Annotated in this window: 19 protein-coding genes and 3 pseudogenes; 10 read left to right on the forward strand and 12 right to left on the reverse strand. The window is 72.5% G+C overall.

The window, feature by feature from the left end; all coding sequences use genetic code 11:
- Nucleotides 1–51: 51 nt before the first annotated feature.
- Both ACOBQU_RS16965 and ACOBQU_RS16970 read right to left on the reverse strand, forming a co-directional pair.
- Nucleotides 52–768 carry a response regulator gene (locus ACOBQU_RS16965; RefSeq protein ID WP_423627892.1) on the reverse strand — a complete coding sequence of 239 codons (717 nt, stop codon included), beginning with the start codon at nucleotides 766–768 and terminating at the stop codon, nucleotides 52–54.
- A 169-nt stretch (nucleotides 769–937) separates the two neighbouring features.
- Nucleotides 938–2,140: a sensor histidine kinase gene (locus tag ACOBQU_RS16970; protein WP_423627894.1), complete on the reverse strand. Its 1,203-nt coding sequence runs from the start codon at nucleotides 2,138–2,140 to the stop codon at nucleotides 938–940.
- Nucleotides 2,141–2,246: 106 nt separating this feature from the next.
- Between ACOBQU_RS16970 and ACOBQU_RS16975 the strand changes: the two genes are divergently transcribed.
- Nucleotides 2,247–3,284, forward strand: a complete 1,038-nt coding sequence (locus ACOBQU_RS16975; RefSeq protein WP_423627896.1) for an SAM-dependent methyltransferase — start codon at nucleotides 2,247–2,249, stop codon at nucleotides 3,282–3,284.
- Here ACOBQU_RS16975 and ACOBQU_RS16980 read toward each other — a convergent pair.
- Nucleotides 3,249–4,343 carry an NADH-quinone oxidoreductase subunit D gene (locus tag ACOBQU_RS16980; RefSeq protein ID WP_423634551.1) on the reverse strand — a complete coding sequence of 365 codons (1,095 nt, stop codon included), beginning with the start codon at nucleotides 4,341–4,343 and terminating at the stop codon, nucleotides 3,249–3,251. The two genes, ACOBQU_RS16975 and ACOBQU_RS16980, sit on opposite strands and share 36 nt — an antisense overlap.
- A gap of 165 nt (nucleotides 4,344–4,508) precedes the next feature.
- On the opposite strand from ACOBQU_RS16980, the gene ACOBQU_RS16985 reads away from it, so the two are divergent.
- Nucleotides 4,509–5,093: a PH domain-containing protein gene (locus ACOBQU_RS16985; RefSeq protein ID WP_423627898.1), complete on the forward strand. Its 585-nt coding sequence runs from the start codon at nucleotides 4,509–4,511 to the stop codon at nucleotides 5,091–5,093.
- A gap of 200 nt (nucleotides 5,094–5,293) precedes the next feature.
- The gene (locus ACOBQU_RS16990) at nucleotides 5,294–6,721 is read left to right on the forward strand and encodes a PH domain-containing protein (RefSeq protein ID WP_423627900.1); all 1,428 of its coding nucleotides are present in this window, start codon (nucleotides 5,294–5,296) and stop codon (nucleotides 6,719–6,721) included.
- 277 nt (nucleotides 6,722–6,998) lie between these two features.
- On the opposite strand, the gene ACOBQU_RS16995 is transcribed toward ACOBQU_RS16990, so the two are convergent.
- The 4 genes and pseudogenes from ACOBQU_RS16995 to ACOBQU_RS17010 form a co-directional block, all read right to left on the reverse strand.
- Nucleotides 6,999–8,156, reverse strand: coding sequence for a hypothetical protein (locus ACOBQU_RS16995; RefSeq protein ID WP_423627902.1), 1,158 nt, complete (start codon nucleotides 8,154–8,156; stop codon nucleotides 6,999–7,001).
- A gap of 252 nt (nucleotides 8,157–8,408) precedes the next feature.
- Nucleotides 8,409–9,371, reverse strand: a complete 963-nt coding sequence (locus ACOBQU_RS17000; RefSeq protein ID WP_423627903.1) for an ABC transporter substrate-binding protein — start codon at nucleotides 9,369–9,371, stop codon at nucleotides 8,409–8,411.
- A 396-nt stretch (nucleotides 9,372–9,767) separates the two neighbouring features.
- Nucleotides 9,768–10,441: pseudogene (locus ACOBQU_RS17005) on the reverse strand (ABC transporter permease).
- Nucleotides 10,438–11,178: an ABC transporter permease gene (locus ACOBQU_RS17010; RefSeq protein WP_423627905.1), complete on the reverse strand. Its 741-nt coding sequence runs from the start codon at nucleotides 11,176–11,178 to the stop codon at nucleotides 10,438–10,440. Before ACOBQU_RS17010 ends, ACOBQU_RS17005 begins: the two are co-directional and overlap by 4 nt.
- A gap of 173 nt (nucleotides 11,179–11,351) precedes the next feature.
- Here ACOBQU_RS17010 and ACOBQU_RS17015 point away from each other — a divergent pair, with 173 nt between their 5' ends.
- Nucleotides 11,352–12,509, forward strand: coding sequence for an ABC transporter ATP-binding protein (locus ACOBQU_RS17015; RefSeq protein WP_423627906.1), 1,158 nt, complete (start codon nucleotides 11,352–11,354; stop codon nucleotides 12,507–12,509).
- A 279-nt stretch (nucleotides 12,510–12,788) separates the two neighbouring features.
- Here the strand turns inward: ACOBQU_RS17015 and ACOBQU_RS17020 are convergent.
- Nucleotides 12,789–13,918, reverse strand: a pseudogene (locus ACOBQU_RS17020) (alpha/beta hydrolase).
- A 296-nt stretch (nucleotides 13,919–14,214) separates the two neighbouring features.
- Here ACOBQU_RS17020 and ACOBQU_RS17025 point away from each other — a divergent pair.
- The 6 genes and pseudogenes from ACOBQU_RS17025 to ACOBQU_RS17050 all read left to right on the forward strand — a co-directional run bounded on the left by ACOBQU_RS17025 (nucleotide 14,215) and on the right by ACOBQU_RS17050 (nucleotide 19,289).
- Nucleotides 14,215–16,029: a phosphatidylglycerol lysyltransferase domain-containing protein gene (locus ACOBQU_RS17025; protein WP_423627908.1), complete on the forward strand. Its 1,815-nt coding sequence runs from the start codon at nucleotides 14,215–14,217 to the stop codon at nucleotides 16,027–16,029.
- Nucleotides 16,030–16,059: 30 nt separating this feature from the next.
- Complete coding sequence (folP, locus tag ACOBQU_RS17030; RefSeq protein WP_423627910.1) at nucleotides 16,060–16,965, forward strand: dihydropteroate synthase; 906 nt, start codon at nucleotides 16,060–16,062, stop codon at nucleotides 16,963–16,965.
- The gene (locus ACOBQU_RS17035) at nucleotides 16,962–17,606 is read left to right on the forward strand and encodes a nuclear transport factor 2 family protein (protein ID WP_423627912.1); all 645 of its coding nucleotides are present in this window, start codon (nucleotides 16,962–16,964) and stop codon (nucleotides 17,604–17,606) included. Before folP ends, ACOBQU_RS17035 begins: the two co-directional genes overlap by 4 nt.
- Before the next feature lie 187 nt (nucleotides 17,607–17,793).
- A complete protein-coding gene (gene folB / locus ACOBQU_RS17040; protein ID WP_423627914.1) occupies nucleotides 17,794–18,153 on the forward strand; it encodes a dihydroneopterin aldolase in 360 nt (119 codons plus the stop codon).
- Nucleotides 18,150–18,744 (forward strand): annotated as a pseudogene (gene folK, locus ACOBQU_RS17045) (2-amino-4-hydroxy-6-hydroxymethyldihydropteridine diphosphokinase). The gene folB and the pseudogene folK overlap by 4 nt, the downstream one beginning before the upstream one ends.
- A gap of 56 nt (nucleotides 18,745–18,800) precedes the next feature.
- Nucleotides 18,801–19,289 (forward strand): DUF3180 domain-containing protein, encoded by a 489-nt coding sequence (locus ACOBQU_RS17050; protein WP_423627916.1) that lies wholly within the window; start codon nucleotides 18,801–18,803, stop codon nucleotides 19,287–19,289.
- A 125-nt stretch (nucleotides 19,290–19,414) separates the two neighbouring features.
- On the opposite strand, the gene folE is transcribed toward ACOBQU_RS17050, so the two are convergent.
- From folE to tilS, 4 genes are all read right to left on the reverse strand, one after another.
- Nucleotides 19,415–20,020: a GTP cyclohydrolase I FolE gene (gene folE / locus ACOBQU_RS17055; RefSeq protein WP_423627918.1), complete on the reverse strand. Its 606-nt coding sequence runs from the start codon at nucleotides 20,018–20,020 to the stop codon at nucleotides 19,415–19,417.
- A 110-nt stretch (nucleotides 20,021–20,130) separates the two neighbouring features.
- Nucleotides 20,131–22,161: an ATP-dependent zinc metalloprotease FtsH gene (ftsH, locus tag ACOBQU_RS17060; protein WP_423627919.1), complete on the reverse strand. Its 2,031-nt coding sequence runs from the start codon at nucleotides 22,159–22,161 to the stop codon at nucleotides 20,131–20,133.
- 224 nt (nucleotides 22,162–22,385) lie between these two features.
- The gene (hpt, locus tag ACOBQU_RS17065; protein WP_423634553.1) at nucleotides 22,386–22,946 is read right to left on the reverse strand and encodes a hypoxanthine phosphoribosyltransferase; all 561 of its coding nucleotides are present in this window, start codon (nucleotides 22,944–22,946) and stop codon (nucleotides 22,386–22,388) included.
- 86 nt (nucleotides 22,947–23,032) lie between these two features.
- On the reverse strand, nucleotides 23,033–24,268 hold the full coding sequence (gene tilS / locus ACOBQU_RS17070; protein WP_423627921.1) for a tRNA lysidine(34) synthetase TilS: 1,236 nt from the start codon (nucleotides 24,266–24,268) through the stop codon (nucleotides 23,033–23,035).
- Nucleotides 24,269–24,293 lie beyond the last annotated feature (25 nt).

Consider the following 24,293-nt stretch of genomic DNA (forward strand, 5'->3'; position numbering starts at 1 on the left):
TCCTGGGCTCCGTCGGCCCGTCCGGCGCCCAGGAGCGACGCCACGGGCCCGTCAGGCCCGCCAGGCCAGCCAGGGGCGTACCCCCTCGGGGGCGTCACCCCCGCCGCCGCCCGCCCGCACCAGCCCCGTCTCGTACGCCAGCACCACGACCTGCACCCGGTCCCGCAGCCCCAGCTTGGTCAGGATGCGCCCCACGTGCGTCTTCACCGTCGCTTCGGAGAGCACCAGGCGCGCCGCGATCTCGCCGTTCGACAGGCCCTGGGCGACGAGCACCATGACCTCGCGCTCGCGGTCCGTGAGCCGCTCCAGCTCCTTGTGCTGCGGCTGCCCGGCCGTGCCCGGGAGCATCGGCGCGAACCGGTCCAGCAGGCGCCGCGTCGTGGACGGCGCGACCACCGCGTCACCGCTGTGCACGGCCCGGATCGCGGCCAGCAGCTCGGCGGGCGGCACGTCCTTGAGCATGAACCCGGAGGCGCCCGCCTTCAGGCCGGAGAAGGCGTACTCGTCGAGGTCGAAGGTGGTCAGGATGAGCACCTTCGGAGGGTTGGCGTCCGAGCAGATGCGCCGCGTCGTCTCCACGCCGTCCAGCTTCGGCATGCGCACATCCATCAGCACCACGTCGACCGCGGTGGAGCGCAGCGCCTGAAGGGCCTCGACGCCGTCGCCCGCCTCGGCGACGACCTCCATGTCCGGCTGGGCGGCGAGCACCATCCGGAATCCGGTGCGCAGCAGCACCTGGTCGTCGACGAGCATCACGCGGATGGACATCTAGCGGTCCCTTCGGGGAGCGATCACCGTCGTCGTCAGGACCAGGTGATGCGAGCGGATCGTGGACGGGCGAGAGCGGGGCGGATCGGGGGCCGGGCGGGTCGTCGCGGACTTCGGGGCGGCGTGGCGGCGTGGCGGCGGCGTGGGGTCGGCATCGGGGTGACAGGTGTCAGTGTGCGGGTTTCAGGGGCAGCAGCGCGCTGATGCGGAATCCTCCGCCCGGCCGCGGCCCCGCGTCCAGGGTGCCTCCGACCATGCCGACGCGCTCGCGCATGCCGATCAGGCCGTGCCCCCTGCCGTCGGCGCCGCCGTCCTCGTACAGCTCGTGCGGGGCGCCCTTGCCGTCGTCCTCGACGAGCAGGCCGAGGCCGTCGTCGAAGTAGACGAGGCGGACGCTGGCGCCCGCGTTCTCGCCGCCGTGCTTGCGGGTGTTGGTGAGCGCCTCCTGCACGATGCGGTACGCCGTCAGCTCGACGCCGCTGGGCAGCGGGCGCGGGGTGCCCTCCACCTTGAAGTCGACGGGCAGGCCCGCGCCGCGCACCTGCTCGATGAGTTCGTTGAGCTGCTCGACGTCCGGCTGCGGCACGTACTCGCCGCTCTCCTCCGGCTCGCCCGTGCGCAGCACGCCGAGCAGGCGGCGCATCTCGGCCAGGGCCTGGCGGCCGGTGCCGGAGATGGTCGCGAGGGCCTGCTTGGCCTGGTCGGGGGCGGCGTCCAGGACGTAGGCGGCGCCGTCGGCCTGGACCACCATCACGGAGACGTTGTGCGCGACCACGTCGTGCAGCTCGCGGGCGATGCGGGCCCGCTCAGCCGCGACGGCGACCTTGGCCTGCGCCTCGCGCTCCTTCTCCAGGCGCGCGGCCCGCTCCTCCAGCTGCGCCAGATAGGCGCGGCGGGTGCGGATGGAGTCGCCGAGCACCCAGGCGAGGGCGAACGGCACGACCGTGAAGAGCGTGACGAGGATGCCGCCCAGGGCGCCGACCTCCTCCTCGGGCCAGCGCAGCTGCGCCAGCGGGGCCGCCGCCAGGCCGCCCACGAGCGCGAACCGGGAGGCCCACTTCGCGCCGTCCGCCGCGGCCGTGTAGATGATCACGAGCATGGCGAAGTTCGCGGGCTGCTGCTCCACGTCGCACACGAGCTGCAGGACCCCGAGGGCCGCCGCGAGCAGCAGCATCTTCTCCGTCATCCGGCGGCGCAGCGTGATCACGACGCTGTAGCCGACGATGACGGGGATCACCCAGGGCGTCGGGTCCCGGTACTGCGTCTCCGCCATGGACAGCGCGCTCACGCCGGAGATGCCCAGCAGGACGAGCGCCCAGAAGGCGTCGACTCCCGTCGGGTGTCTGCGGAGAAAGTCATAGAGACGCTGCACGTAACCCAGCGTAGGCAACGTGTCAGGCCCCTCGGGTCAACCGGAGGGGCGATCCCTGCGACCGCCTCGTACTCCCCAAGGTGGAGGCCCGCATAGCCTTCTCACTGTGACGAATGAGGCACAGAGCGCGGCGGGTGGCGTACGCCGGGCCGCGCGCGGGTGGCGGGAAGCCACCGAGGAGGCGCTGTACGGGCCCCGCGGCTTCTACCGGCGCCCGGAGGGGCCCGCCGGTCACTTCCGTACGTCCGTGCACGCGTCGCCCCTGTTCGCGCACGCCGTGGCCCGCCTCCTGTGCCGCGTCGACACGGCTCTCGGGCACCCCGAGGAGCTGGCGTTCGTCGACATGGGGGCGGGCCGCGGCGAGCTGACCGCCGCCGTGCTGGACCGCCTGCCGGAGTCCGTCGCCGACCGTACGCGCGCCTACGCCGTGGAGCGCGCCCGGCGCCCCGGGGACGCCGACCCCCGCGTCCTGTGGCGCGCGGAGCCCCCCGCCCCCGTCACCGGTCTCCTCTTCGCCAACGAGTGGCTGGACAACGTGCCCCTGGACGTCGTCGAGCGGGACGCCGACGGCACCCTGTGCCGTGTCTACGTAGACGACGACGGCACAGAGGAGCTGGGCGCCCCCGTGGACGGCCCGGACGCCGAGTGGCTCGCCCGGTGGTGGCCGGTGGGGCCCGAGCCCGGCCTGCGCGCGGAGATCGGCCGCCCCCGGGACGAGGCCTGGGCGGCCGCCGTGGCGACCCTCGCCCGGGGCCTGGCCGTCGCCGTGGACTACGCCCACACCCGCGCCGCACGCCCGCCCTTCGGCACCCTCACCGGCTTCCGCGCGGGCCGCGAGACGCCGCCCGTGCCCGACGGGAGCGGCGACATCACCGCCCATGTGGCGCTGGACGCGTGCGCGCTGCCCGGGGCGCGGCTGCTCACCCAGCGCGCGGCCCTGCGCTGCCTGGGCGTCCACGGCGGCCGCCCGCCGCTGTCGCTGGCCTCCAGCGACCCGGCCGCGTACGTGCGCCTCCTCGCGCGCGCGGGCGAGGCCGCGGAGCTGACGGCGCCCGGCGGGCTCGGCGACTTCGGCTGGCTGACCCAGCCGGTGGGGATCGCGGACCCGCTACTTGTCGATGTCGCCGACCACGAAGAACAGTGACCCGAGGATCGCCACCATGTCGGCGACCAGCTGCCCCGGCAGCAGCTCCGTGAGCGCCTGGATGTTGTTGTACGAGGCCGAGCGCAGCTTGAGCCGGTACGGCGTCTTCTCGCCCTTGGACACCAGGTAGTAGCCGTTGATGCCGAGCGGGTTCTCCGTCCACGCGTACGTGTGGCCCTCCGGGGCCTTGAGGACCTTCGGCAGGCGCTGGTTGATGGGGCCCCGCGGCAGCTCCGCGATCCGGTCGAGGCAGGCGTCCGCGAGGTCCAGGGCGTTGTGCGTCTGCTCCAGGAGGCACTCGAAGCGGGCCAGGCAGTCGCCCTCCCGCCGGGTCACCACCCTCAGGACGTCCCCCAGCTCCCCGTACGCCAGATACGGCTCGTCGCGGCGCAGGTCGAAGTCCACTCCGGAGGCGCGGGCGATGGGACCGCTCACCCCGTAGGCGTGGACCGCCTCTTCGGAGAGGACGCCCACGCCCCGGGTGCGGCCCCGGAAGATCTCGTTGCCGAGCACCAGGCGGTCGTACACGTCCATCCGGGAGCGCACCGCGGCGACGGCGGCACGCGCGCGGGCGGTCCACCCGGCGGGCAGGTCCTCCTTGAGGCCGCCGACCCGGTTGAACATGTAGTGCATGCGGCCGCCGGAGATCTCCTCCATGACGTTCTGCAGCTCCTCGCGCTCCCGGAACGCGTAGAAGACCGGGGTGATGCCGCCCAGTTCGAGCGGGTACGACCCGAGGAACATCAGGTGGTTCAGGACCCGGTTCAGCTCGGCGAGCAGCGTGCGCGTCCACACCGCGCGCTCGGGCACCTCCATGCCGAGCATCCGCTCGACGGCGAGGACCACGCCCAGCTCGTTCGAGAACGCCGACAGCCAGTCGTGCCGGTTGGCCAGCATCACGATCTGCCGGTAGTCCCGCGCCTCGAACAGCTTCTCCGCGCCGCGGTGCATATAGCCGATGACCGGCTCCGCGCGCTCGATGCGCTCGCCGTCCAGGACGAGCCGAAGGCGCAGCACGCCGTGCGTCGAGGGGTGCTGCGGGCCGATGTTGAGCACCATGTCGGTGCTCTCGGCCGCGCCGCCGACGCCGACCGTCGTCACGGCCGACCCCGTACGCCGCGCTGCCTGCGTCTTGCCGGTGTGCTCCGTCGTGGGGCTCATGCGCACAGTCTGACGCACGCGCGCGGCCACGCCACTGTCAGATGCCGTACGTAGGCTTGTCGCATGGACACGGGGACGACGGGGACGACGGGAGCGTCGGGGACGGCGCCGGGACCGCAGCGGGCCGAGGGACCCGGGACGTCAGGGGCGGCCGGGGCGGCCGGGGCGGCCGGGGCGTTCGCGGGGGAGCCGGTGTGGACCGGGCTGCCCCGGGGGCTGCTGCGCATGCGCCGGATGCTGCTCGTGGTGTGGCTGGTGCCGCTCGCGGGGGCGCTCGGCGTGGTGCTCTGGCTGTTCGTCGGGCCCGCGTGGGCCGCGTTCGCCGCGCTGCCGCTGGCCACGGCGGCCTGGAGCTGGTTCCTCCTGGAGCGGAACTGGCAGTCGTGGCGGTACGCCGAGCGCGCCGACGACCTCCTCATCAGCCGCGGCGTCCTGTGGCGCGAGGAGACGATCGTGCCGTACGGCCGCATGCAGCTCGTCGAGGTCACCTCCGGCCCCGTGGAGCGGCACTTCGGCCTCGCCGGAGTCCAGCTCCACACGGCGGCCGCCGCCACCGACGCCCGCATCCCCGGCCTCGACCCCCAGGAGGCCGAGCGCCTCCGCGACCGCCTCACCGAACTCGGCGAGGCCCGATCGGCGGGGCTGTGAACGGGGGGCTGGCCCCTGGGCCTGGGGCGGGGACCGGGGCCGGGGCCGGGCATGGAGGAGCGGGCCCCTCCGGGGACGCGGGTCCCTCCGGGGGCGTGGGCCCCTCCGGGGGCGTGGGCCCCTCCGGGGGCGTGGGCCCCTCCGGGGACATCGGGCCCTCCGGAGACATGGGTCCTTCCAGGGACATGGGGCACTCCGGAGTGACCCGTCCCGCCGAAGCGGCGGCGGGCGCCGCTAGGACGGGCCCCTCAGCGGGAGACGGTTCGGCCGGTGCCGGGCAGCAGGGCCCGGGGAACCCGACAGCCGAGGCGGACCGGCAGCCGGTCAAGGCCCCCGGCCAGGGCGAGCGGCGGCTGCATCCCGTCACCCCGCTGCGCCGCGCCTGGGCCCCCATCGCCGTACTCGTCGGCTGGGCCTTCCACGACCCGGACGGCACCCAGCGCAGGCTCTCCGAGCTGACCGCGACCACGCTCGCGCTCGGCGCCACGGCCGTGGTCGTCGGCGGCGCCCTGTACGGCTTCCTGAGCTGGTGGTTCACGCACTTCGCGGTCACCGACACCGAGCTGCGCATCCGTACGGGCCTGCTGTTCCGGCGCACCGCGCACATCCGGCTCGACCGCCTCCAGGCCGTCGACATGACGCAGCCCCTGCTGGCCCGCGTCGTCGGCGTCACCAAGCTCAAGCTGGACGTCGTCGGCGCGGACAAGAAGGACGAACTGGCCTATCTCGGCGAGCGGGAGGCCGCCGCGCTGCGCGCCGAACTCCTCGCGCGGGCCGCCGGTTTCGCCCCGGAGACCGCCCACGAGGTGGGCGAGGCCCCCGTGCGCACCCTGCTGCACGTGCCGCCCCGCATGCTCGCCGTCTCCCTGCTGCTCACCGGCGCCCCCTGGCTGCTCACCCTGGCCGCGCTCACCGTGCCGACGGTCCTGTGGTTCGCCACGCACAACCCGTGGACCGTCATCGCGACCGCGCTGCCGATGCTGGGCGGCGCCTTCGCGAGCAGCGGCGGCCGGTTCGTCGCGGAGTACGACTGGACGGTGGGCGAGTCCCCGGACGGGCTCCGCATCGACCACGGCCTGCTCGACAAGGCGCACGAGACGGTGCCGCCCGGCCGGGTGCAGACCGTCAGCCTTGTCGAGCCGCTGCTGTGGCGGCGCCTGGGCTGGGTGCGGGTGGAGCTGGACGTGGCCGGGTCGGCCAACGGCGTCCTGGTGCCGGTGGCCCCGCGCGCGGTCGCCGAGTCGCTGATCGCGCAGGTGCTGCCGGGGGTGCGGGTGCCGTCGGCGGAGGAGATCGTGCCGCCGCCCACGCGGGCCGCGTGGTGCGTGCCGCTGTGGTGGCGGGGGCATGGGCTCGCCGTCACGGACGCGGTGTTCGCGGCGCGGCACGGCCTGTTCCGGCGGCGCCTGTCACTGGTGCCGCACGCGAAGGTGCAGAGCGTACGGCTGGTGCAGGGGCCCTGGGAGCGGTTCAAGGGCGTGGCCGACGTGAAGGTCGACACGGGGGCGAACGAGACGGTGACCGCGCGGCTGCGGCCCACGCCTGAGGCGACGGCCCTCCTGGAGAGCCAGGCGGAGCGCTCGCGCACGGGGCGGCGGGAGGCGCGGCCGGACCGCTGGATGGCCTGAGGCGGGGGCCTGTCTCCGCCACCGGACGCCCCAGCCGGTGGGTGGTCACGGCGGCTCCGCCACCCGGTGCGCACGGGGTACGAGGTGCGTACGGGATTTAAGGCACGTACGGCATACGAGGCACGTACGGCATACGAGACGCGTACGGCATACGAGAAACGCCGCTCCGTGGAGGACCGTTCCTCCCCGAAGCGGCGTCCGCGTCCGCGCCGGAACCCTGGGCGGGCCCGCGCCGGGAGCCGAGGGCTAGGGCTACGCCGGGAGCCGAGGGCTAGGGCTATGCCTGGAGCGCCGTCCGCAGGCCCTCGACGTCGATCTGCTCCGTCTCGTCGTGCGCCGTCAGGTCGATGACCTGGCCGACGCCGCGCTCGGCGTCGGTCGCCGCGTCGGACGGCTTGAACTCGGCCTCGGACGCGGCCTTGTGCACGGCGAGGGCCTCCTCGCCCACCACGTCGGCGAGGTCCGCGTTCTGCACCTCGTCGAGGGCGGCGGGGGCCGCGGTCTTCGCCGCTCCGCCCTTCGTGCCGAAGAAGTCGAAGCCGCCTTCGGTGACGGGGCGCCGCACCTGCGCGGGCGGCACGACGGCCGCGGCGGCCCCGGCGGGAACCGTGAAGTGCCGGGCGGCGGCACGCTCGTGCCCGGCGTTCGCCGGGGGCCCGTCCTGGGCGTCGTCCGCGTCGGCGTCACCACCGGCGGCCGCGTCGGCCTCCGCACGGACAGCCGCGTCATCGCCGTCCGCGTCCTCCGCGCCGGTGGGGTCCGCCACGTCCGCCTCGTCGGCGACGCGGCCCTCCGGGGCGTCTGCGGCGTCCACGGCGTCCGCGTCCGCGCCGGTCGCGGAGCCGCCCCGCTCCAGGCGGGCGAGCGCCGCCCTGGCCTGCTCGTACAGCGTCGGCGCGAGGCCCGTGCCCGTGCCCGGCTCGCCGTCCGCGCCGGTGTCCTCCGGGGTCTCGGCGGGGAGCAGCTCACGCGTCGGTTCGGTGGCCCCTATAGCGAGCAGGCGCCGCCCTTCGAGGGCGCTGGCGCGCTCGGTCTCCGCGGTCGCGTACCGGCGCAGGAGCGCGGCGTGTTCGTTGCGCAGGTTGGCCAGCTCCGCCCGCTTGGAGCGCAGCTTCTGCTCCAGCTTGGCCCGCAGCGCGCGTGCCTCTTCGAGGTCGGACTCGCACTCGGCTATCCGCTCCTCGTAGCGCCACTCGTCGCTGGCGCGGGCACGGCCCAGCTCGGCGACCCGCTTGCCCGCCGCCCGGTCCCAGCGGCGCATGACGACCGAGCCCAGGACGGCGCTCGCAGCCGAGGCGGCGACCAGGCCGCGGAGCACGACGGGTTCCGCGAACATCCAGGCGCCGCCGGCGCAGACGAGGGAGAAGCCTGCGACCGCCGACGGGGGAAGCAGCCTGTGCAGTGGTGGGGAATGGCGGTGACGTCCACGTGGCATGGCCAGAAACTTACCGCGCGTAGGCGAAGTCTGGTGCCCCGCCCGCCAAAATCCGCGTTCCCCCACAGCAACTCCCCACCGTACTGAGCGACTTCTCTCCCCGCCCGGTCACCTCACCCCCGCGGGGCGGATTCCGCAACCCGGCGCGCGTGAGTTCCGCTTTCCCCTACAGACGGTCTCAGGGGCCGCCGAGTTCCCCGGTCAGCAACCTTCCTCGGCACCGGCCGGGCGAACTCGGCCCGTCCGCGGCCCTTACTTCTTGATCAGCCCCTTCGACTCCAGATAGTCCTTCGCGACATCCGCTTCCTTCTGCCGTTCCTCGTCGACCTTGCGGTTCAGTTCGATGAGGTCGTCCGTCGTGAGCGTCTTGGTGAGCTTGGCGAGCGCCTTGGCTATGCCCTTGTCCCCGGCCGACTCCGCGTTCACCACCGGAAGGATGTTGTCGGCGTTCTGGAGCTTCTTGTCGTCCTTGAGGATCACCAGGTCGAAGTTCTTCAGCGTGGCGTCCGTGGTGGTGGTCAGGACGAGCTGGTCCTGACCGTTCTTCACGGCCTGCTTGGACTGGGTGGTGCCGACGCCCTTGGGGTCGATTCCGGCGACGTCGATGCCGTACTTCGACTTCAGGCCGGGCGCGCAGAACGGGCGCGTGTCGCATTCGTCACCGGCGGCGATGCGGACCTTCTCGCCGGACCTGCCGAGATCCGAAAGCGTCTTGAGCTTGTGCTTCCTGGCGTATTCCGCGCTCACCGCGAACGCGTTCTGGTCGACGGCCTCGCCCGCCGGGAGCGCCTTGAGGCCGCGCTCCTCGGCCAGCTTGGTGAGCGCCTGATACGTCGCTTCAAGATCACTTGAGGCGACCGGCTTGGCCTTCGGGCCGTTCTTCTTCAGGTTGAGGAATTCGGCGAGCGTCGCCGCGTATTCGGGCGCCACGTCGATGGCGCCCTTCTTCAGCTGCGGCTCGTACACCTCGCGGTTCTGCACGGTCTTGACCGACGCGTCGTATCCGGCGTCCCGCAGCACGCCCGCGTACAGCTCGGCGAGCACCTTCTGCTCGGTGAACCGCGCGGAGCCCACCACGACGCCGCCCTTGCCGCCGTCCGACCCCTTGTCGTCCTCCAGGCTGTCGCCGCCGCACGCGGTGAGCCCCGCGGTCAGCGCCACCACGGCCGAGACCGCCCCTGCCATCCGTCGCGCGCGACGCGCCTTGCTGTTCATCGGTGAACCACCATTCGAGAGTGACGAGGACCCCGGGCCGGACGGCCGGAGGACCAGAGGATCGGAGGAGCCGCGGAGGCCGGGGCGGCGCCGCACGCCGGGCCAACACCGCACGCCGGAGCAGCACCGCACGCCGGGCCGACGCCGGAAACCGCAGGGGCACCAGACACCATGACCGCGCCGGAGGCCGTGGCGACGCCAGGGGCCAGGGCTAGGGCAGCTCCAGGCGCCAAGACGGCACCGGACGCCATGACGGCACGGGAGGCCATGACGGCACCAGGCGTCAAGACGGCACCGGATGCCATGACGGCACGGGAGGCCAGGCCCGCACCGGACGCCACGGCGGCACCAGGCGCCAAGCCGGCGCCCCCGGCACCCCCAAGGCGCACCGCCAGGTCACGCACGGGTCCGCCCCCGCATCGGGTCGAAGGCGCGGCCGAGGAGCACCAGCACGCCCTCCACGACCAGGGCGAGCACCGCCACCAGGAACGCGCCCGCGACGACCTGCGGCGTGTCCTGGAGGTTGAACCCGAGCGTGATGATCCGCCCGAGGCCGCCCTCCCCGCCATCGCGGCGAGCGTGGCCGTGGCGACGATCTGCACCGCCGCCGACCGCACGCCCGTCATGATCAGCGGGTACGCCAGCGGCAGCTCGACCCGGGCGAACACCTGACGCCCGCTCATGCCCATGCCGCGCGCGGCCTCCACGACCGAGCGGTCCACCTCGCGCACGCCGATGTACGTGTTGGTGAGCAGCGGCGGCACGGCGAAGAGGACCAGCGCGATCAGCGTCGGCACGTCCCCGTGCTCGCCGAGCGGCGTGAGCGTGAGGAGGATCAGGACGGCGAGCGTCGGCACCGCGCGGCCCACGTTCGAGATGTTGACCGCGAGGGCGCCGCCCTTGCCGATGTGGCCGAGGAACAGCGCGATGGGCAGCGCGATCAGGCAGGCCGCGGCGAGGCACACCCCGCTGAAGTAGAGGTGCTCGGCGAGCCGGTGCCACACCCCCTTCTCGCCCTGCCAGTTGGCGGACGTGGTCAGCCAGTCGTAGGCCCCGGATAGCGCGTTCATACGGGCTCCGCCACCTTCACCGGGCCGGTGGCCGCGTCCGCCGCGGGGGCGGAGCGGCTCGTACGTATGCGACGGACCCGCGTCCAGGGCGTCAGCCAGCGCTGGAGCGCGAGCAGCAGCAGGTCGGCGGTGATCGCGAGGGCGACGCACAGCGCCGAGGCCGTGAGGACCTGCGCCTTGAACTGGGTGTCGAGGCCGTCGAGGATCATCGTGCCGAGGCCGCCCTTGTCGACGATGGCGCCGACGGTGGTGAGCGCGACCGTGGACACCGTCGTGATGCGCACCCCGGCGAGCAGGGCGGGCAGCGCCAGGGGCAGCTCGACCTCCCACAGCATCCGCAGCGGGCCGTACCCCATGCCCTTGGCGGCCTCCCTGGCCTCCTCGGGGACGGCCTGGAGGCCCGCGAGGATGTTCCGCACCAGGATCGTCAGCGAGTACAGCACCAGGCCGGTGACCACCAGGGACGCGGACAGGCCGAAGAACGGCAGCAGCAGCGAGAACATCGCCAGGGACGGGATCGAGTACAGCACCGTCGTCACGCCGAGGATCGGCGCCGCGAGGAACCGCCAGCGCCGCGCGAGCAGCGCGAGCGGCAGCGACACCGCCACCCCGATCGCCACCGAGGCGAACGTGATGCCCACGTGCTCCACCGTCGCGTCGATCAACTCCTGGCCGCGCGAGCGGACGTACTCGCCGCAGATCCAGTCGTTCGTCACGAGACAGCTCCGCTTGCTCACCCGCCCCGCCTCCCCGCTTCCCCGTTGTCATGCCGCCCGGACATGTGCTTCAGCGCACACACGTCCGTTCGTCCATCTGTCCCGCGACCCTAACGCCGAGCACTGACAATCGCCGAGACTCGTACGACCGACGCAATACGGCCTTCACAGAACCCGCGCCACAATGGGGAATCATGATCCGGTTCGAGCACGTGACCAAGCGGTACGCGGACGGCACGACCGCCGTCGACGACCTGTCCTTCGACGTCGACGAGGGTGAACTGGTCACGCTCGTCGGCCCTTCGGGCTGCGGCAAGACCACGACGATGAAGATGGTGAACCGGCTCATCGAGCCCACCAGCGGCCGGATACTGCTCGACGGCGACGACATATCCGGCATCGACCCCGTCCAGCTGCGCCGCCGCATCGGCTACGTCATCCAGCAGGTCGGCCTCTTCCCGCACAAGACGGTCCTGGACAACACGGCGACCGTCCCGCACCTGCTCGGCGTCAAGCGCGCCAAGGCCCGCGAGCGCGCCGCCGAGCTCCTCGACCTCGTCGGCCTCGACCCGTCGGTGTACGGCGACCGCTACCCGGAGCAGCTCTCCGGAGGCCAGCGCCAACGCGTCGGCGTGGCACGGGCGTTGGCGGCCGACCCGCCGGTGCTGCTGATGGACGAGCCGTTCGGCGCGGTCGACCCGGTGGTGCGCGAGCACCTCCAGAACGAGTTCCTCCGCCTCCAGCAGTCCGTGCGCAAGACCGTGCTGTTCGTCACGCACGACATCGAGGAGGCGGTCCGGCTCGGCGACCGCATCGCCGTCTACGGACACGGCCGCATCGAGCAGTTCGACACCCCCTCGACCGTCCTCGGCACGCCCGCCACGGAGTACGTCGCCGACTTCGTGGGCGCGGACCGGGGCCTGAAGCGCCTGTCGGTCACGCCGATCGAGGAGGGCGACCTGGAGCAGCCGCCGGTGGTGCACCTCGACGACCCGCTGCCCGCCACGCTCGACGCCCGCTGGGCCGTCGTCCTGGACGGGGAGAACAACCTGCACGGCTGGATCTCCGCGGAGCACGCGCGCCTGGGCAAGGGCACGGTGCGCGAGCACGCCCGGCGCATGGAGGCGTGGCTGCCGGTCGGGGCGAGCCTGAAGCAGGCGTTCTCCACGATGCTCCAGCACGACGCCGGGTGGATCGCGGTGATCGACGAGCGCAGCGAGGGCCGGTTCCTCGGGGTGCTCACCCCGGCCGGGCTGCACGAGGCGCTGCGGCGCTCGACGGCGGCGGACGCGCGGGACATCGCGCGCGGGGACGTGGAGCTGGAGACGGTGGCTTCGGTGACCGCCGGGTGACGCGGGGCGCCCACCGGGCGACGGGCGGAGCGGGGCGCCACCGACACCGCCACTGACAACGCCGCCGACGGCGCCACCGACTGCGAACCGGCAGCGCCCCTGGCGACAACCACCGGCGACATTCGGACAACGAATAACGGCTGGCGGAAATCGCACTCCGCCAGCCGTTATTCATTCGTTGTGAGCCGCAGACCGGACGCCTCGGCCGTTTCGACGTTCACCGGTTACCGGTAGCCGGTAGCCGGTAACCGTCCACGGACGGTCACCGCCCATCGGCGGTCACCGCACGTCCGAGCCCCCGCTCAGCCTGCCGCTCATCCACACCAGCGAGGCGGGAATCTCCCGGCGCCACGTGTTGAAATTGTGACCGCCGCTGTCGAGCGTGATCGAGGACACACGTGTGGGGCTTTTCACCTTCGCGATGAACTTCTTGGTGTCCTTGAAATTGCCCTCGCCCTTCTTGCTGGTGGTGACGAGCAGGGAGGTCTTCGGCGGCGGCATGTGGTCCAGGTACCACATCAGGTCGGCCTGGTTCTCCAGGTCCTTGTCGCCGTGGAAGAGGTTGCCGGTCGTCACGTCCTGGGCCGCCTTGTAGTAGGCCGAGAGGCCCACCCCGCCCCGTACACGTCGGGGTGGTGCATGGCGAGCTTCAGGGCGCAGTAGCCGCCCGTGGAGTCGCCGATGATGCCCCAGGAGTCGGGCTTCTTGCCCGCCCGGTAGTGCTCGCTGATCGCGTCGGGCAGGTCCCTGGCGAAGAACGTCTCCGCCTGCGGGCCGCCGGGGATGTCCACGCACTCGGTGTCGCGCGGCGGCGCCACCGTCGGCCGCAGCATGACCAGGATCATCGGCTGCATCTTGCCCTGCTTGGCCTGCTGGTGCGCGGTCTGCGGGTAGTGCAGGCCCTTGATCAGCGCCTCGGTGGTGCCGGGGTAGCCGGTCAGGACGGCGGCGGTGGGGAAGGTGCGGTGGCGGTACTGCGGCTGGAAGTACTCCGGGGGCAGGTACACGTACGCGGGGCTGGCGATCTTCGAGGCGTGGCCCTGGATGTCGACCTTCTGGATCTGGCCGCCGACGGCTGGCCGCTCGCCGCCGGGCACGTCGACGGTCTGCGTGTCGAGGACCTTCACCGGGCCCTTGGTGCCCGCCGTGTCGTGGTCGACGACGACGCCCTGCGCGGTCTCCTGGCCGAAGAGGTCGGCCCAGGTGGCGTAGAACCCGAAGGTCTGGTTGGTGAAGAGCCCCACCGACGCGAAGATCGCGATCTGCGTGCCGAGGAGCAGCCCGACGCGACCGGTGACCGCCTGCCAGCTGCGTCGTGACAGTCTCGGCCACAGCCAGACCGTGCCGATGAACAGCAGCACGGCCAGCGTGACGGCAAGTGCCAGCACTTTGTTGCTCGTGAGACCCATGGGATGATCCTGCCTGCGCTTTCTGCCTGTTCGTTCCCGGGGGGGCCGGAAGGGCTCGCTCCGGGGTCCAGGGGGGCCGAAGCCGCGATCGGCGGGCAGGCGCCTTTTTTGCTGCTCTTGCCCTGCCTATGCCGTGCCTTTTCCGCCAGCTTTGAGCCGGTTTTCCGCTCTGGAGTGAACCCGTCCTCCCGAAGGACCGTCCTAGAGGGCGCAATGTCGCCGGTTGCCGTTTTGGTACCGGATCAAGCTCTCTCGCAGAACTACGGGATGCGATGTCTGTCAGGATAGATGGGGAAATGTCGGATGCGGTTCCAGGTAAGGACGGCAGGCTGCGCCGTGTCCTCCGCGGCCCCCGCCCCGAGTCCGTCCCCGTCCTGGTCGCGAGAGCCTGTACGTTCGTCGGCCTGCTGAACATCGCCGCGGGCGTGTTCCCGCGCTTCCGGCACAGCAAGCTGCACACCGTCGCCGAGATCCTGCCCGGCACCTTCGGGCCGTTCGCGGCGGCCCTCTCGCTGAGCTGCGGCGTCCTGCTGCTCCTGCTCGCACACGGCCTCCGGCGCCACAAGCGGCGCGCCTGGCGGGCCGCCGTCGTGCTGCTCCCCGCGGGCGCCGTCGCGCAGTTCGCCTACCGGCACTCGATCATCGGCGCGGTCATCTCGCTGGCGCTGCTCGCGCTGCTGCTGCGCCACCGCGGCGAGTTCGCGGCCCTGCCCGACCCGCGCAGCCGCTGGCGGGCGCTCGCCAACTTCGTGGTCCTCGGCGCCGGGTCCATCGCGCTCGGCCTGGTGATCGTCAGCGTCCACCCGGACAAGGTCGTCGGCGACCCCAGCATCTCCGAGCGCCTGATGCACGTCCTGTACGGCCTCTTCGGAGTCGAGGGCCCCGTCGACTACACCGGCCGCACCCCCTGGACCGTCGGCTACTCGCTCGGCGCGCTCGGCCTGCTCACCGCCCTGACCACCATCTACCTGGCGTTCCGCCCCGAGCACCCGGCCGCGCGGCTCACCGAGGACGACGAGACCCGGCTGCGCGAGCTGCTCGCCAAGCACGGCGCCCGCGACTCCCTCGGCCACTTCGCGCTGCGCCGCGACAAGGGCGTGGTCTTCTCGCCCAGCGGCAAGGCCGCCGTCACCTACCGCGTCGTCTCCGGTGTGATGCTCGCCTCAGGCGACCCGATCGGCGACGTCGAGGCCTGGCCGGGCGCCATCGAGCGCTTCATGGACGAGGCCAAGGCCCACTCCTGGACCCCGGCCGTCATGGGCTGCTCCGAGACCGGCGGGCACGTCTGGACCCGCGAGACCGGCCTCGACGCCCTGGAGCTGGGGGACGAGGCGGTGGTGGACGTCGCGGATTTCTCCCTGTCCGGGCGCGCGATGCGCAACGTGCGCCAGATGGTCAAGCGGATCGAGCGCAATGGGTACGAGACGCGCGTACGGCGCATCCGTGACCTCGGCGAGCAGGAGCTGGAGCGGATCCAGCGCGCCGCGGACGACTGGCGGGGCACCGACACCGAGCGCGGCTTCTCCATGGCGCTCGGCCGCATCGGCGACCCGGCCGACGGCGACTGTCTGATCGCCACCGCCCACAAGGCCGACGAGGCGCCCGGCCCCTACGGGGACCTGAAGGCCGTCCTGCACTTCGTGCCGTGGGGCAAGGACGGGGTCTCCCTCGACCTGATGCGCCGCGACCGCTCGGCCGACCCGGGCATGAACGAACTCCTGATCGTGGCCGCGCTCCAGGCCGCGCCGAAGCTGGGCATCAAGCAGGTCTCGCTGAACTTCGCGATGTTCCGCGCCGCCCTCGCGCGCGGCGAGAAGCTGGGCGCGGGCCCGGTCCTGCGCGCCTGGCGCGGCCTGCTGGTCTTCCTGTCGCGCTGGTTCCAGATCGAGTCGCTGTACAAGTTCAACGCCAAGTTCCAGCCGCGCTGGGAGCCCCGCTTCGTGGTCTACCGCGCCAGCAGCGACCTGCCCCGCATCGGCTTCGCCGCGATGCAGGCCGAGGGCTTCGTGACGCTGGCCCTGCCGCGGTTCCTGCGCCGCAGGGCCGCCGGACCCCGCCCCTGCCCGCACCAGACGGCCAAGGCCGCCGAGCACGAGGTGCGGGCGGCGTAGCGGGCTCCCGCGCGGGCCTACGCTTGAGGCATGAGTACGTTGCGCGGGCGGGGAATCGTCGAGGGACTGCCGCAGTGGGACCGCTGCGCGGTCATGGGCGTGGTGAACGTCACCCCTGACTCCTTCTCCGACGGCGGTCGCTGGTTCGACACCGCGGCCGCCGTCAAGCACGGCATCGACCTGGTCGCCCAGGGCGCCGACCTGGTCGACGTCGGCGGCGAGTCGACGCGCCCCGGCGCCACCCGCGTGGACGAGGACGAGGAGCTGCGGCGCGTCGTCCCCGTCGTACGGGGCCTGGCCGCGGAGGGCGTCACGGTGTCGGTGGACACGATGCGGGCCTCCGTGGCCCAGCAGGCCCTCGCCGCGGGCGCGGTCCTGGTGAACGACGTCTCCGGAGGGCTCGCCGACCCCGACATGGTGCCGGTGGTGGCCGCCGCGCGAGCGCCGTTCGTGGTGATGCACTGGCGCGGCTTCCTCACCGACCTGCACGCCAGGCCCGTGTACGAGGACGTCGTCTCCGAAGTGGTGGACGAGCTGCACGCGCGCGTGGAGGCGGCCGTCGCGGGCGGCATCGCGCCCGAGCGGATCGTCGTCGACCCGGGCCTCGGCTTCTCCAAGGACGCCGAGCACGACCTGGCGCTCGTGGCCCGCCTCGACCGGCTGCGCTCGCTCGGCCGCCCGCTGCTGGTCGCCGCGTCCCGCAAGCGGTTCCTCGGGCGGGTCCTGGCGGGCCCCGAGGGCTCTCCGCCGCCCGCGCGCGAGCGGGACGCCGCTACGGCCGCGATCTCCGCGATCGCCGCCCACCAGGGCGCCTGGGCCGTCCGCGTCCACGAGGTGCGGGCCACGGCGGACGCGGTGCGCGTCGCGCGGGCCGTCACCCAGGCGGCGGGCGACGCGGGCCCGGCCGGTGCCGGTGGAGCGGCGGCGGTGCGGTGACCCGGGCCCGTACGGACGTCGAACAGGTCGAGCTGGCCAACACCGCCTTCTACGAAGCGCTGGAGCGGGGCGACTTCGACGAGCTGTCCGACCTGTGGCTGGACGCCGCGGACCTCGCCGACGCCGCCCCCGGCGAGACGCCGGACCGCGTGCGCCGCGCCTCCGGGGGCGCGGCCGCCGTCGGCACCGGTGACTCCGTAGACGCGGCGGACACCGCGGACACCGGGGAGGCCGCGGACACCGGGGAGGCCGGGGACGCCGAGGGTGACGGCGAGGACTCCGCCGACCAGGGGCCCGCGATCTCCTGCGTCCACCCGGGCTGGCCGGTGCTCACGGGCCGCGGCGAGGTCCTCAGGTCGTACGCCCTGATCATGGCGAACACGGAGTACATCCAGTTCTTCCTCACCGACGTGCGCGTCAGCGTCATGGCCGACACGGCCCTGGTGACCTGCACGGAGAACATCCTCAGCGGCGGCCCCGCGCCCGACGGCGGCGACGAGCTGGGGCCGCTCGTCGGCCAGCTGGTGGTCGCCACGAACGTGTTCCGCCGCACCCCCGACGGCTGGAAGCTGTGGTCACACCACGCGTCCCCCGTGCTCGCCGAGTCCGGTGACGACGAGGACGGCGAGACACCCGCATGAGTGGGTGGCGGCCGCCGCCACGGTGGGTAGGGGCACCGGGAACCCCCGTGGACGGGCCGTGCCCCCGCCCGCGGCGGCCCCCGTGGGCGAACACTGTCGGTGCTCGCAGGTAGATTCGACTGAGGCTGGTGTGCCGACCGCACTCGGCGGGAACCGGCCATACCGACGACAGTCAGGAGTGATTCGCGTGGATCGTGTCGCGCTGCGCGGCCTGAAGGCCCGCGGGCACCACGGTGTCTACCCGCGGGAGCGCGAGGAGGGCCAGACCTTCATCGTGGACCTGGTCCTGGGTCTGGACACCCGAGCGGCCGCGGCCGACGACGACCTGGCGAAGACCGTGCACTACGGCATCGTGGCGGAGGAGGTCGTGGCCGTGGTCGAGGGCGAGCCGGTGAACCTCATCGAGACGCTCTCCGAGCGCATCGCCCAGACCTGCCTGAAGCACGAGGGGGTCCTGGAAGTCGAGGTCACGGTGCACAAACCGGACGCCCCGATCACCGTCCCGTTCGACGACGTGACCGTCACGATCACCCGGAGCCGCGTATGACCCCCCAGAGCGACCCCACCGTCCAGCCGGTGCCCGCCTCCGTCGTGGAGCAGGTGGACGCCGCCGACACCACCCTCTCCAACCCCCAGCGAGCCGTCCTCTCCCTCGGGTCGAACCAGGGCAACCGCCTGGAGACCCTCCAGGGCGCCGTCGACGCCCTGGAGGACACCCCGGGCCTGCGCGTCAAAGCGGTCTCCCCGGTGTACGAGACGGAGCCCTGGGGCGTCGAGCCGGGCAGCCAGCCCTCGTACTTCAACGCGGTCGTGGTCGTGAAGACCACGCTCCCCGTCCTCCCTCCTGGAGCGGGCGCACGCGGTCGAGGAGGCCTTCCACCGCGTCCGGGACGAGCGCTGGGGCCCGCGCACCATCGACGTCGACATCGTCGCGTACGCCGACGTGGTCTCCGACGACCCGGTGCTCACCCTCCCCCACCCGCGCGCGCACGAGCGCGCCTTCGTGCTCGCCCCCTGGTACGACCTGGAGCCGGAGGCCAAGCTCACCGGCCGCGGCCCGGTCGCCGACCTGCTCGCCGAGGTCACCCGCGAGGGCGTCACCCCCCGCGCCGACCTGGAACTCAGGCTGCCCGAGTAGACGTTGGCCCGATGACCACCCGCCGCACATAACAGGAACAAGGGGCGACCCCCGCAATGAAGCAACTGCGCGTGAGGACGCTGGCCGGCCTCTTCGTCGTCGCCGGAGTGCTGTCCTGGGCGGGCGCCCGCCTGTGGGACTCCCTGGGCACGCTGCCGCGCGTCCCGCTGGCCGCGCCCATCGTCCTCGCCCTGATCGCCGTGGTGCTGCTCGCCACGGCGATCTCGCTGCGGGCCCGGCTGCGCGCCCAGCGCGAGCGGCGCCCCGGCGCGAAGGGCGTGGAGCCGCTGATGGCGGCCCGCGCGGTCGTCTTCGGCCAGGCCAGCGCCCTGGTCGCCGCCCTCGTCTGCGGGATGTACGGCGGCGTGGGCGTGTTCATGCTGGAGTTCCTGGACGTCCCGGCCCGCCGCGACCAGGCGTACTACGCGGGCTTCTCGGTCCTCGCGGGCATCGCCGTGATAGCGGCGGCGTTCTTCCTGGAACGGGTCTGCAAGCTGCCGGAGAACGGCGACGACGAACACGGCGGGGCCGCGCCCGCCGCCTAGCGGTCCCCGCGGTCGGTGCCTCGCTTGCCCGCCCACCCGCGCCTTCTAGGGGCGGGTGGGCGGGAGGAAGAAGCCCGTCCGGCGCGTGAGGACGAGCGCGCCAGCGCGATGAACCCCGCAGGGGGCTACCGCGCCATGATCAGGCTCATCGCCTCGTTCCGCGTAGCGGAATCCCGCAGCTGACCCCGGACCGCGGAGGTGATCGTCTTCGCCCCGGGCTTCCGTACGCCCCGCATGGTCATGCACATGTGCTCGCACTCGACGACCACGATCACGCCGCGCGGCTCCAGTATCTCCATCAGGGAGTCCGCGATCTGCGTGGTCAGCCGCTCCTGGACCTGCGGGCGGCGGGCGTAGACGTCCACCAGCCGGGCGAGCTTCGACAGGCCGGTGATCTTGCCGTCCGTGGACGGGATGTAGCCGACGTGGGCGACGCCCACGAACGGCACCAGGTGGTGCTCGCAGGAACTCAGCACCTCGATGTCCTTCACCAGGACCATCTCGTCGTGGCCCAGGTCGAACGTCGTCGTCAGGACGTCCTCGGGCTTCTGCCACAGGCCCGCGAATATCTCCTTGTACGCGCGCGCCACCCGGCCCGGGGTCTCCTTCAGGCCCTCCCGGTCAGGGTCCTCGCCGACCGCGATCAGCAGCTCCCGCACGGCGTTCTCGGCCCGCTTCTCGTCGAACTCGCCGATCGAGCCCTCGCCGTCCAGCGTCACGGGGTCGGTCATGTATGCCTCGTTCCTGGTTCTGGTGCCTGCGAACGGCCGAAACAGCCGCGCCCCCAGGCTAGAACCAGGGGGGCACGGCATCCATTCCGGGCCTGATGAGACCGGCGGGGTCAGCTCTCGGGGCGGTCCTCCGGGGCCACCTCGATCGACGACGAGCCCTCGGACTCGCCCGCGGTGACCGCGGGACCCGCTCCGTTCGCGCCGTTCGTCAGGGCCAGCTCCTTCGGGGAGAGCACCGGCGGACGGGTCGACGGCGTGCGCCGCGTGGAGCCCGTCCAGGCCGGGCGGGCCGGACGCTTGACGATCGGGGCGAAGATCTCGGCGATCTCCTCCTTGCCGAGCGTCTCCTTCTCCAGGAGCTGGAGCACCAGGTTGTCGAGGACGTCGCGGTTCTCGACGAGGATCTCCCAGGCTTCGTTGTGCGCCGTCTCGATGAGCTTCTTGACCTCCTCGTCGACGAGCGCCGCGACCTCTTCCGAGTAGTCGCGCTGGTGCGCCATCTCACGGCCGAGGAACGGCTCCGTGTTGTCACCGCCGAACTTGATCGCGCCAAGGCGCTCGGTCATGCCGTACTGCGTGACCATGGCGCGGGCGGTCGCGGTCGCCTTCTCGATGTCGTTCGCGGCGCCCGTGGTCGGGTCGTGGAAGACCAGCTCCTCCGCGGCACGGCCGCCCAGCATGTACGCCAGCTGGTCAAGCATCTCGTTGCGCGTGGTGGAGTACTTGTCCTCGTCCGGCAGGACCATGGTGTAGCCCAGGGCGCGGCCACGGGACAGGATCGTGATCTTGTGGACCGGGTCCGAGTTCGGTGAGGCCGCCGCGACCAGGGCGTGTCCGCCCTCGTGGTACGCGGTGATCTTCTTCTCCTTGTCGGACATGATCCGGGTCCGCTTCTGCGGGCCCGCCACGACGCGGTCGATGGCCTCGTCGAGCATGTGGTTGTCGATGAGCTTCTTGTCGCTGCGGGCCGTGAGCAGGGCGGCCTCGTTGAGGACGTTGCTCAGGTCCGCGCCGGTGAAGCCCGGGGTGCGGCGGGCGACCGCCGCGAGGTCGACGTCCGGAGCGACCGGCTTGCCCTTCTGGTGGACCTTGAGGATCTCCAGACGGCCCTGCATGTCCGGGCGGTCGACGGCGATCTGCCGGTCGAAGCGGCCGGGGCGCAGGAGGGCCGGGTCGAGGATGTCCGGGCGGTTCGTGGCGGCGATCAGGATGACGCCGCCCTTCACGTCGAAGCCGTCCATCTCGACCAGGAGCTGGTTGAGCGTCTGCTCGCGCTCGTCGTGACCGCCGCCGAGCCCGGCGCCGCGGTGGCGGCCGACGGCGTCGATCTCGTCGACGAAGACGATCGCCGGGGCGTTCGCCTTGGCCTGCTCGAACAGGTCACGGACACGGGAGGCACCGACACCGACGAACATCTCGACGAAATCGGAACCCGAGATCGAGTAGAACGGGACGCCCGCCTCGCCCGCGACGGCACGCGCCAGCAGCGTCTTGCCCGTGCCGGGCGGGCCGTAGAGCAGCACGCCCTTGGGGATCTTGGCGCCGACGGCCTGGAACTTGGCGGGCTCCTGGAGGAACTCCTTGATCTCGTGGAGCTCCTCGACCGCCTCGTCGGAGCCCGCGACGTCGGCGAACGTCGTCTTGGGGGTGTCCTTGGTGATGAGCTTCGCCTTGGACTTGCCGAAGTTCATGACCCGGCTGCCGCCGCCCTGCATCTGATTCATCAGGAACAGGAAGACGACGACGATCAGGACGAAGGGGAGGAGGGACAGCAGGATGCCGACGAACGGGTTCTGCTTCGACGGCGAGACGGTGTAACCGTCGGGGATCTGCTTGTCCTCGAACTTGGCCTGCAGCATCTTGGCGATCTCGACGCCCTGGTCGCCGATGTAGCTCGCCTGGATCTTGCTGCTGCCCTTGACCTTCTGGCCGTCCTTGAGCTCGACCTTGATGGTGTGATCGTCACCGGTCGTGAGCTTGGCCGACTCGACCTTGTTGTCGTCGATGGCCTGCACGACCTGGCCGGTGTCCACCGTCTTGTAGCCGCCGCCCGAACCGACGACCTGCATCAACACGACCACGGCAAGGACGGCCAGCACGATCCACATGACTGGCCCACGGAAGTATCGCTTCACGTCCATCCACACGGAGCGATGCCGCCCCGTACCTCCTGCCATAGTGAGTTTGATAAAGACTGTTCTTCGGACGGTACCCCAGCATTGTCACCCGAAGCCGCACGGGACGGCTGGCAATCCCGCCTTCGCATGCTCCAACGGCAGGAAACGGCCGGGGGTTCCCGGGCGTCCGCCGTCTGCCCCGTCCGCGCCCGCCGTCCGCCGCGGCGGCAGCCGCCCGCGGACGGGCGTCAGCCCCCGTAGACGTGCGGGGCGAGGGTGCCGACGAAGGGGAGGTTGCGGTACTTCTCGGCGTAGTCCAGGCCGTAGCCGACGACGAACTCGTTCGGGATGTCGAAGCCGACCCACTCCACGTCGATGGCGACCTTCGCTGCCTCCGGCTTGCGCAGCAGCGTGCACACCTTCAGGGAGGCGGGCTCGCGCGAGCCGAGGTTGGAGAGCAGCCACGACAGGGTCAGGCCGGAGTCGATGATGTCCTCGACGATCAGGACGTGCTTGCCCTTGATGTCGGTGTCCAGGTCCTTGAGGATGCGGACCACGCCGGAGGACTGGGTGCCCGCGCCGTACGACGACACCGCCATCCAGTCCATGGTGACGGGGGTGGACAGGGCGCGCGCCAGGTCCGCCATGACCATCACAGCGCCCTTGAGGACGCCCACGATGAGCAGGTCCTTGCCCGCGTACTCCGTGTCGATCTTCGCGGCCAGCTCGGCCAGCTTCGCGTCGATCTCTTCCTTGGTGATGAGCACCGACTGGAGGTCGGTGCCCATGTCTTTCGCGTCCACCCGCATCACTTTCGGTCGTCCCACCGGCCCGCGGAAAACGGTCGGAAACGGTTGGAAACGGTCTTCGAACCGTCTCCGCACGGTGTCCCGCGTCAGCCTTGCCGGATCACCAGTCTGCCACCCTGCCGCTGCGCGACGACTTTGCCCGGGAGATTGATGGCCCCCTGGCCGCGCCAGCCGGTGATCAGACGGTCGACTTCCTCGATGTGCCGGGCGAACAGCGCGCCCGCCGGGGCACCCGCCTCGATGGCCACGCGGCGCACGATGCGGCGGCGCACGGCGGGCGGCAGCGCGAACAGCTTGTCGCACTCCAGGCGCCCGGACGCGTCCCGCACGGAGGCCTCCGCCTGGGCGGCCCAGGTGTCCAGGGCGTCGGCGTCGTCCCGGGAGAGCTGCGCGGTGCGCGCCAGCGCCTCCACGACGCCCTTGCCGAGCGCCTTCTCCAGGGCGGGCAGGCCCTCGTGGCGCAGGCGGGAGCGGGTGTAGGCCGGGTCGGCGTTGTGCGGGTCGTCCCAGACCGGCAGGGACTGCACCATGCAGGCCTTGCGGGCGGTCTGGCGGTCGATGTGCAGGAAGGGGCGGCGGTAGCGGCCGCCGCGGCCGGAGACGGCGGCCATGCCGGACAGGGAGCGGATGCCGGAGCCGCGGGCGAGGCCGAGCAGGACCGTCTCGGCCTGGTCGTCGCGGGTGTGCCCGAGGAGCACGGCGGCCGCGCCGTGGCGGTCCGCCGCGGCGTCCAGCGCGGCGTACCGCGCGTCGCGGGCGGCGGCTTCCGGGCCGCCGTCGCGGCCCACGGACACCGCGAGCGACTCGACCGGGTCGAGGCCGAGGGTGGTCATGCGCGCGATGACCTCGGCGGCGCGCAGGTCGGAGCCGGGCTGCAGGCCGTGGTCGACGGTGACGGCTCCGGCGCGCAGGCCCAGCTTGGGGGCCTCGAAGGCGAGGGCGGAGGCGAGCGCCATCGAGTCGGCACCGCCGGAGCACGCGACGAGCACGAGCGGCGCGGGGGGCCCGAGCGGCGCGGGGGGCTGCTGCTCGCGTTGCCGCTCGCGTACGGGGCGGGCCTGGTCGGGGCGCGCCTGCTGAGGGGTCCTGGGGGCTTGCGGGGGCTCAGCGGGCCGCGTGGCGTGGAGCTGGCGGGCCTGGGAGGCCCGGGAGGCCTGGAGGGCCTGGGGGGCCTGCGCGGTGAGGGCGGGGTGTGGGGGCAGTGGGGGGTGTGCGGTCCGGGGGGCGGCGAGGTCGCTCTGGGCGGCCAGGTCGGTCAGGACGTCGTGGAGTACGCGGCGCACCGCCAGGCGTATCGCCGCGACCGCAGGATGGGGACCCATTCCGGTTGGTTCCCTTCGTGAAGTT

Origin of the sequence: Streptomyces sp. G45, from assembly GCF_049542095.1 — a bacterium.
In the GTDB taxonomy this organism is placed as follows: domain Bacteria; phylum Actinomycetota; class Actinomycetes; order Streptomycetales; family Streptomycetaceae; genus Streptomyces.

What these genes read in the sequence shown, in the direction of transcription:
- ACOBQU_RS16965 (WP_423627892.1), bottom strand. Translation starts at nt 768, where the DNA reads ATGTCCATCCGCGTGATGCTCGTCGACGACCAGGTGCTGCTGCGCACC.
- ACOBQU_RS16980 (WP_423634551.1), bottom strand. Translation starts at nt 4,343, where the DNA reads ATGGTGCTCAACATCGGCCCGCAGCACCCCTCGACGCACGGCGTGCTG.
- ACOBQU_RS16985 (WP_423627898.1), top strand. Translation starts at nt 4,509, where the DNA reads ATGGACACGGGGACGACGGGGACGACGGGAGCGTCGGGGACGGCGCCG.
- ACOBQU_RS16995 (WP_423627902.1), bottom strand. Translation starts at nt 8,156, where the DNA reads ATGCCACGTGGACGTCACCGCCATTCCCCACCACTGCACAGGCTGCTT.
- ACOBQU_RS17000 (WP_423627903.1), bottom strand. Translation starts at nt 9,371, where the DNA reads ATGAACAGCAAGGCGCGTCGCGCGCGACGGATGGCAGGGGCGGTCTCG.
- ACOBQU_RS17015 (WP_423627906.1), top strand. Translation starts at nt 11,352, where the DNA reads ATGATCCGGTTCGAGCACGTGACCAAGCGGTACGCGGACGGCACGACC.
- ACOBQU_RS17025 (WP_423627908.1), top strand. Translation starts at nt 14,215, where the DNA reads ATGTCGGATGCGGTTCCAGGTAAGGACGGCAGGCTGCGCCGTGTCCTC.
- folP (WP_423627910.1), top strand. Translation starts at nt 16,060, where the DNA reads ATGAGTACGTTGCGCGGGCGGGGAATCGTCGAGGGACTGCCGCAGTGG.
- ACOBQU_RS17050 (WP_423627916.1), top strand. Translation starts at nt 18,801, where the DNA reads ATGAAGCAACTGCGCGTGAGGACGCTGGCCGGCCTCTTCGTCGTCGCC.
- folE (WP_423627918.1), bottom strand. Translation starts at nt 20,020, where the DNA reads ATGACCGACCCCGTGACGCTGGACGGCGAGGGCTCGATCGGCGAGTTC.
- ftsH (WP_423627919.1), bottom strand. Translation starts at nt 22,161, where the DNA reads ATGGACGTGAAGCGATACTTCCGTGGGCCAGTCATGTGGATCGTGCTG.
- hpt (WP_423634553.1), bottom strand. Translation starts at nt 22,946, where the DNA reads ATGCGGGTGGACGCGAAAGACATGGGCACCGACCTCCAGTCGGTGCTC.
- tilS (WP_423627921.1), bottom strand. Translation starts at nt 24,268, where the DNA reads ATGGGTCCCCATCCTGCGGTCGCGGCGATACGCCTGGCGGTGCGCCGC.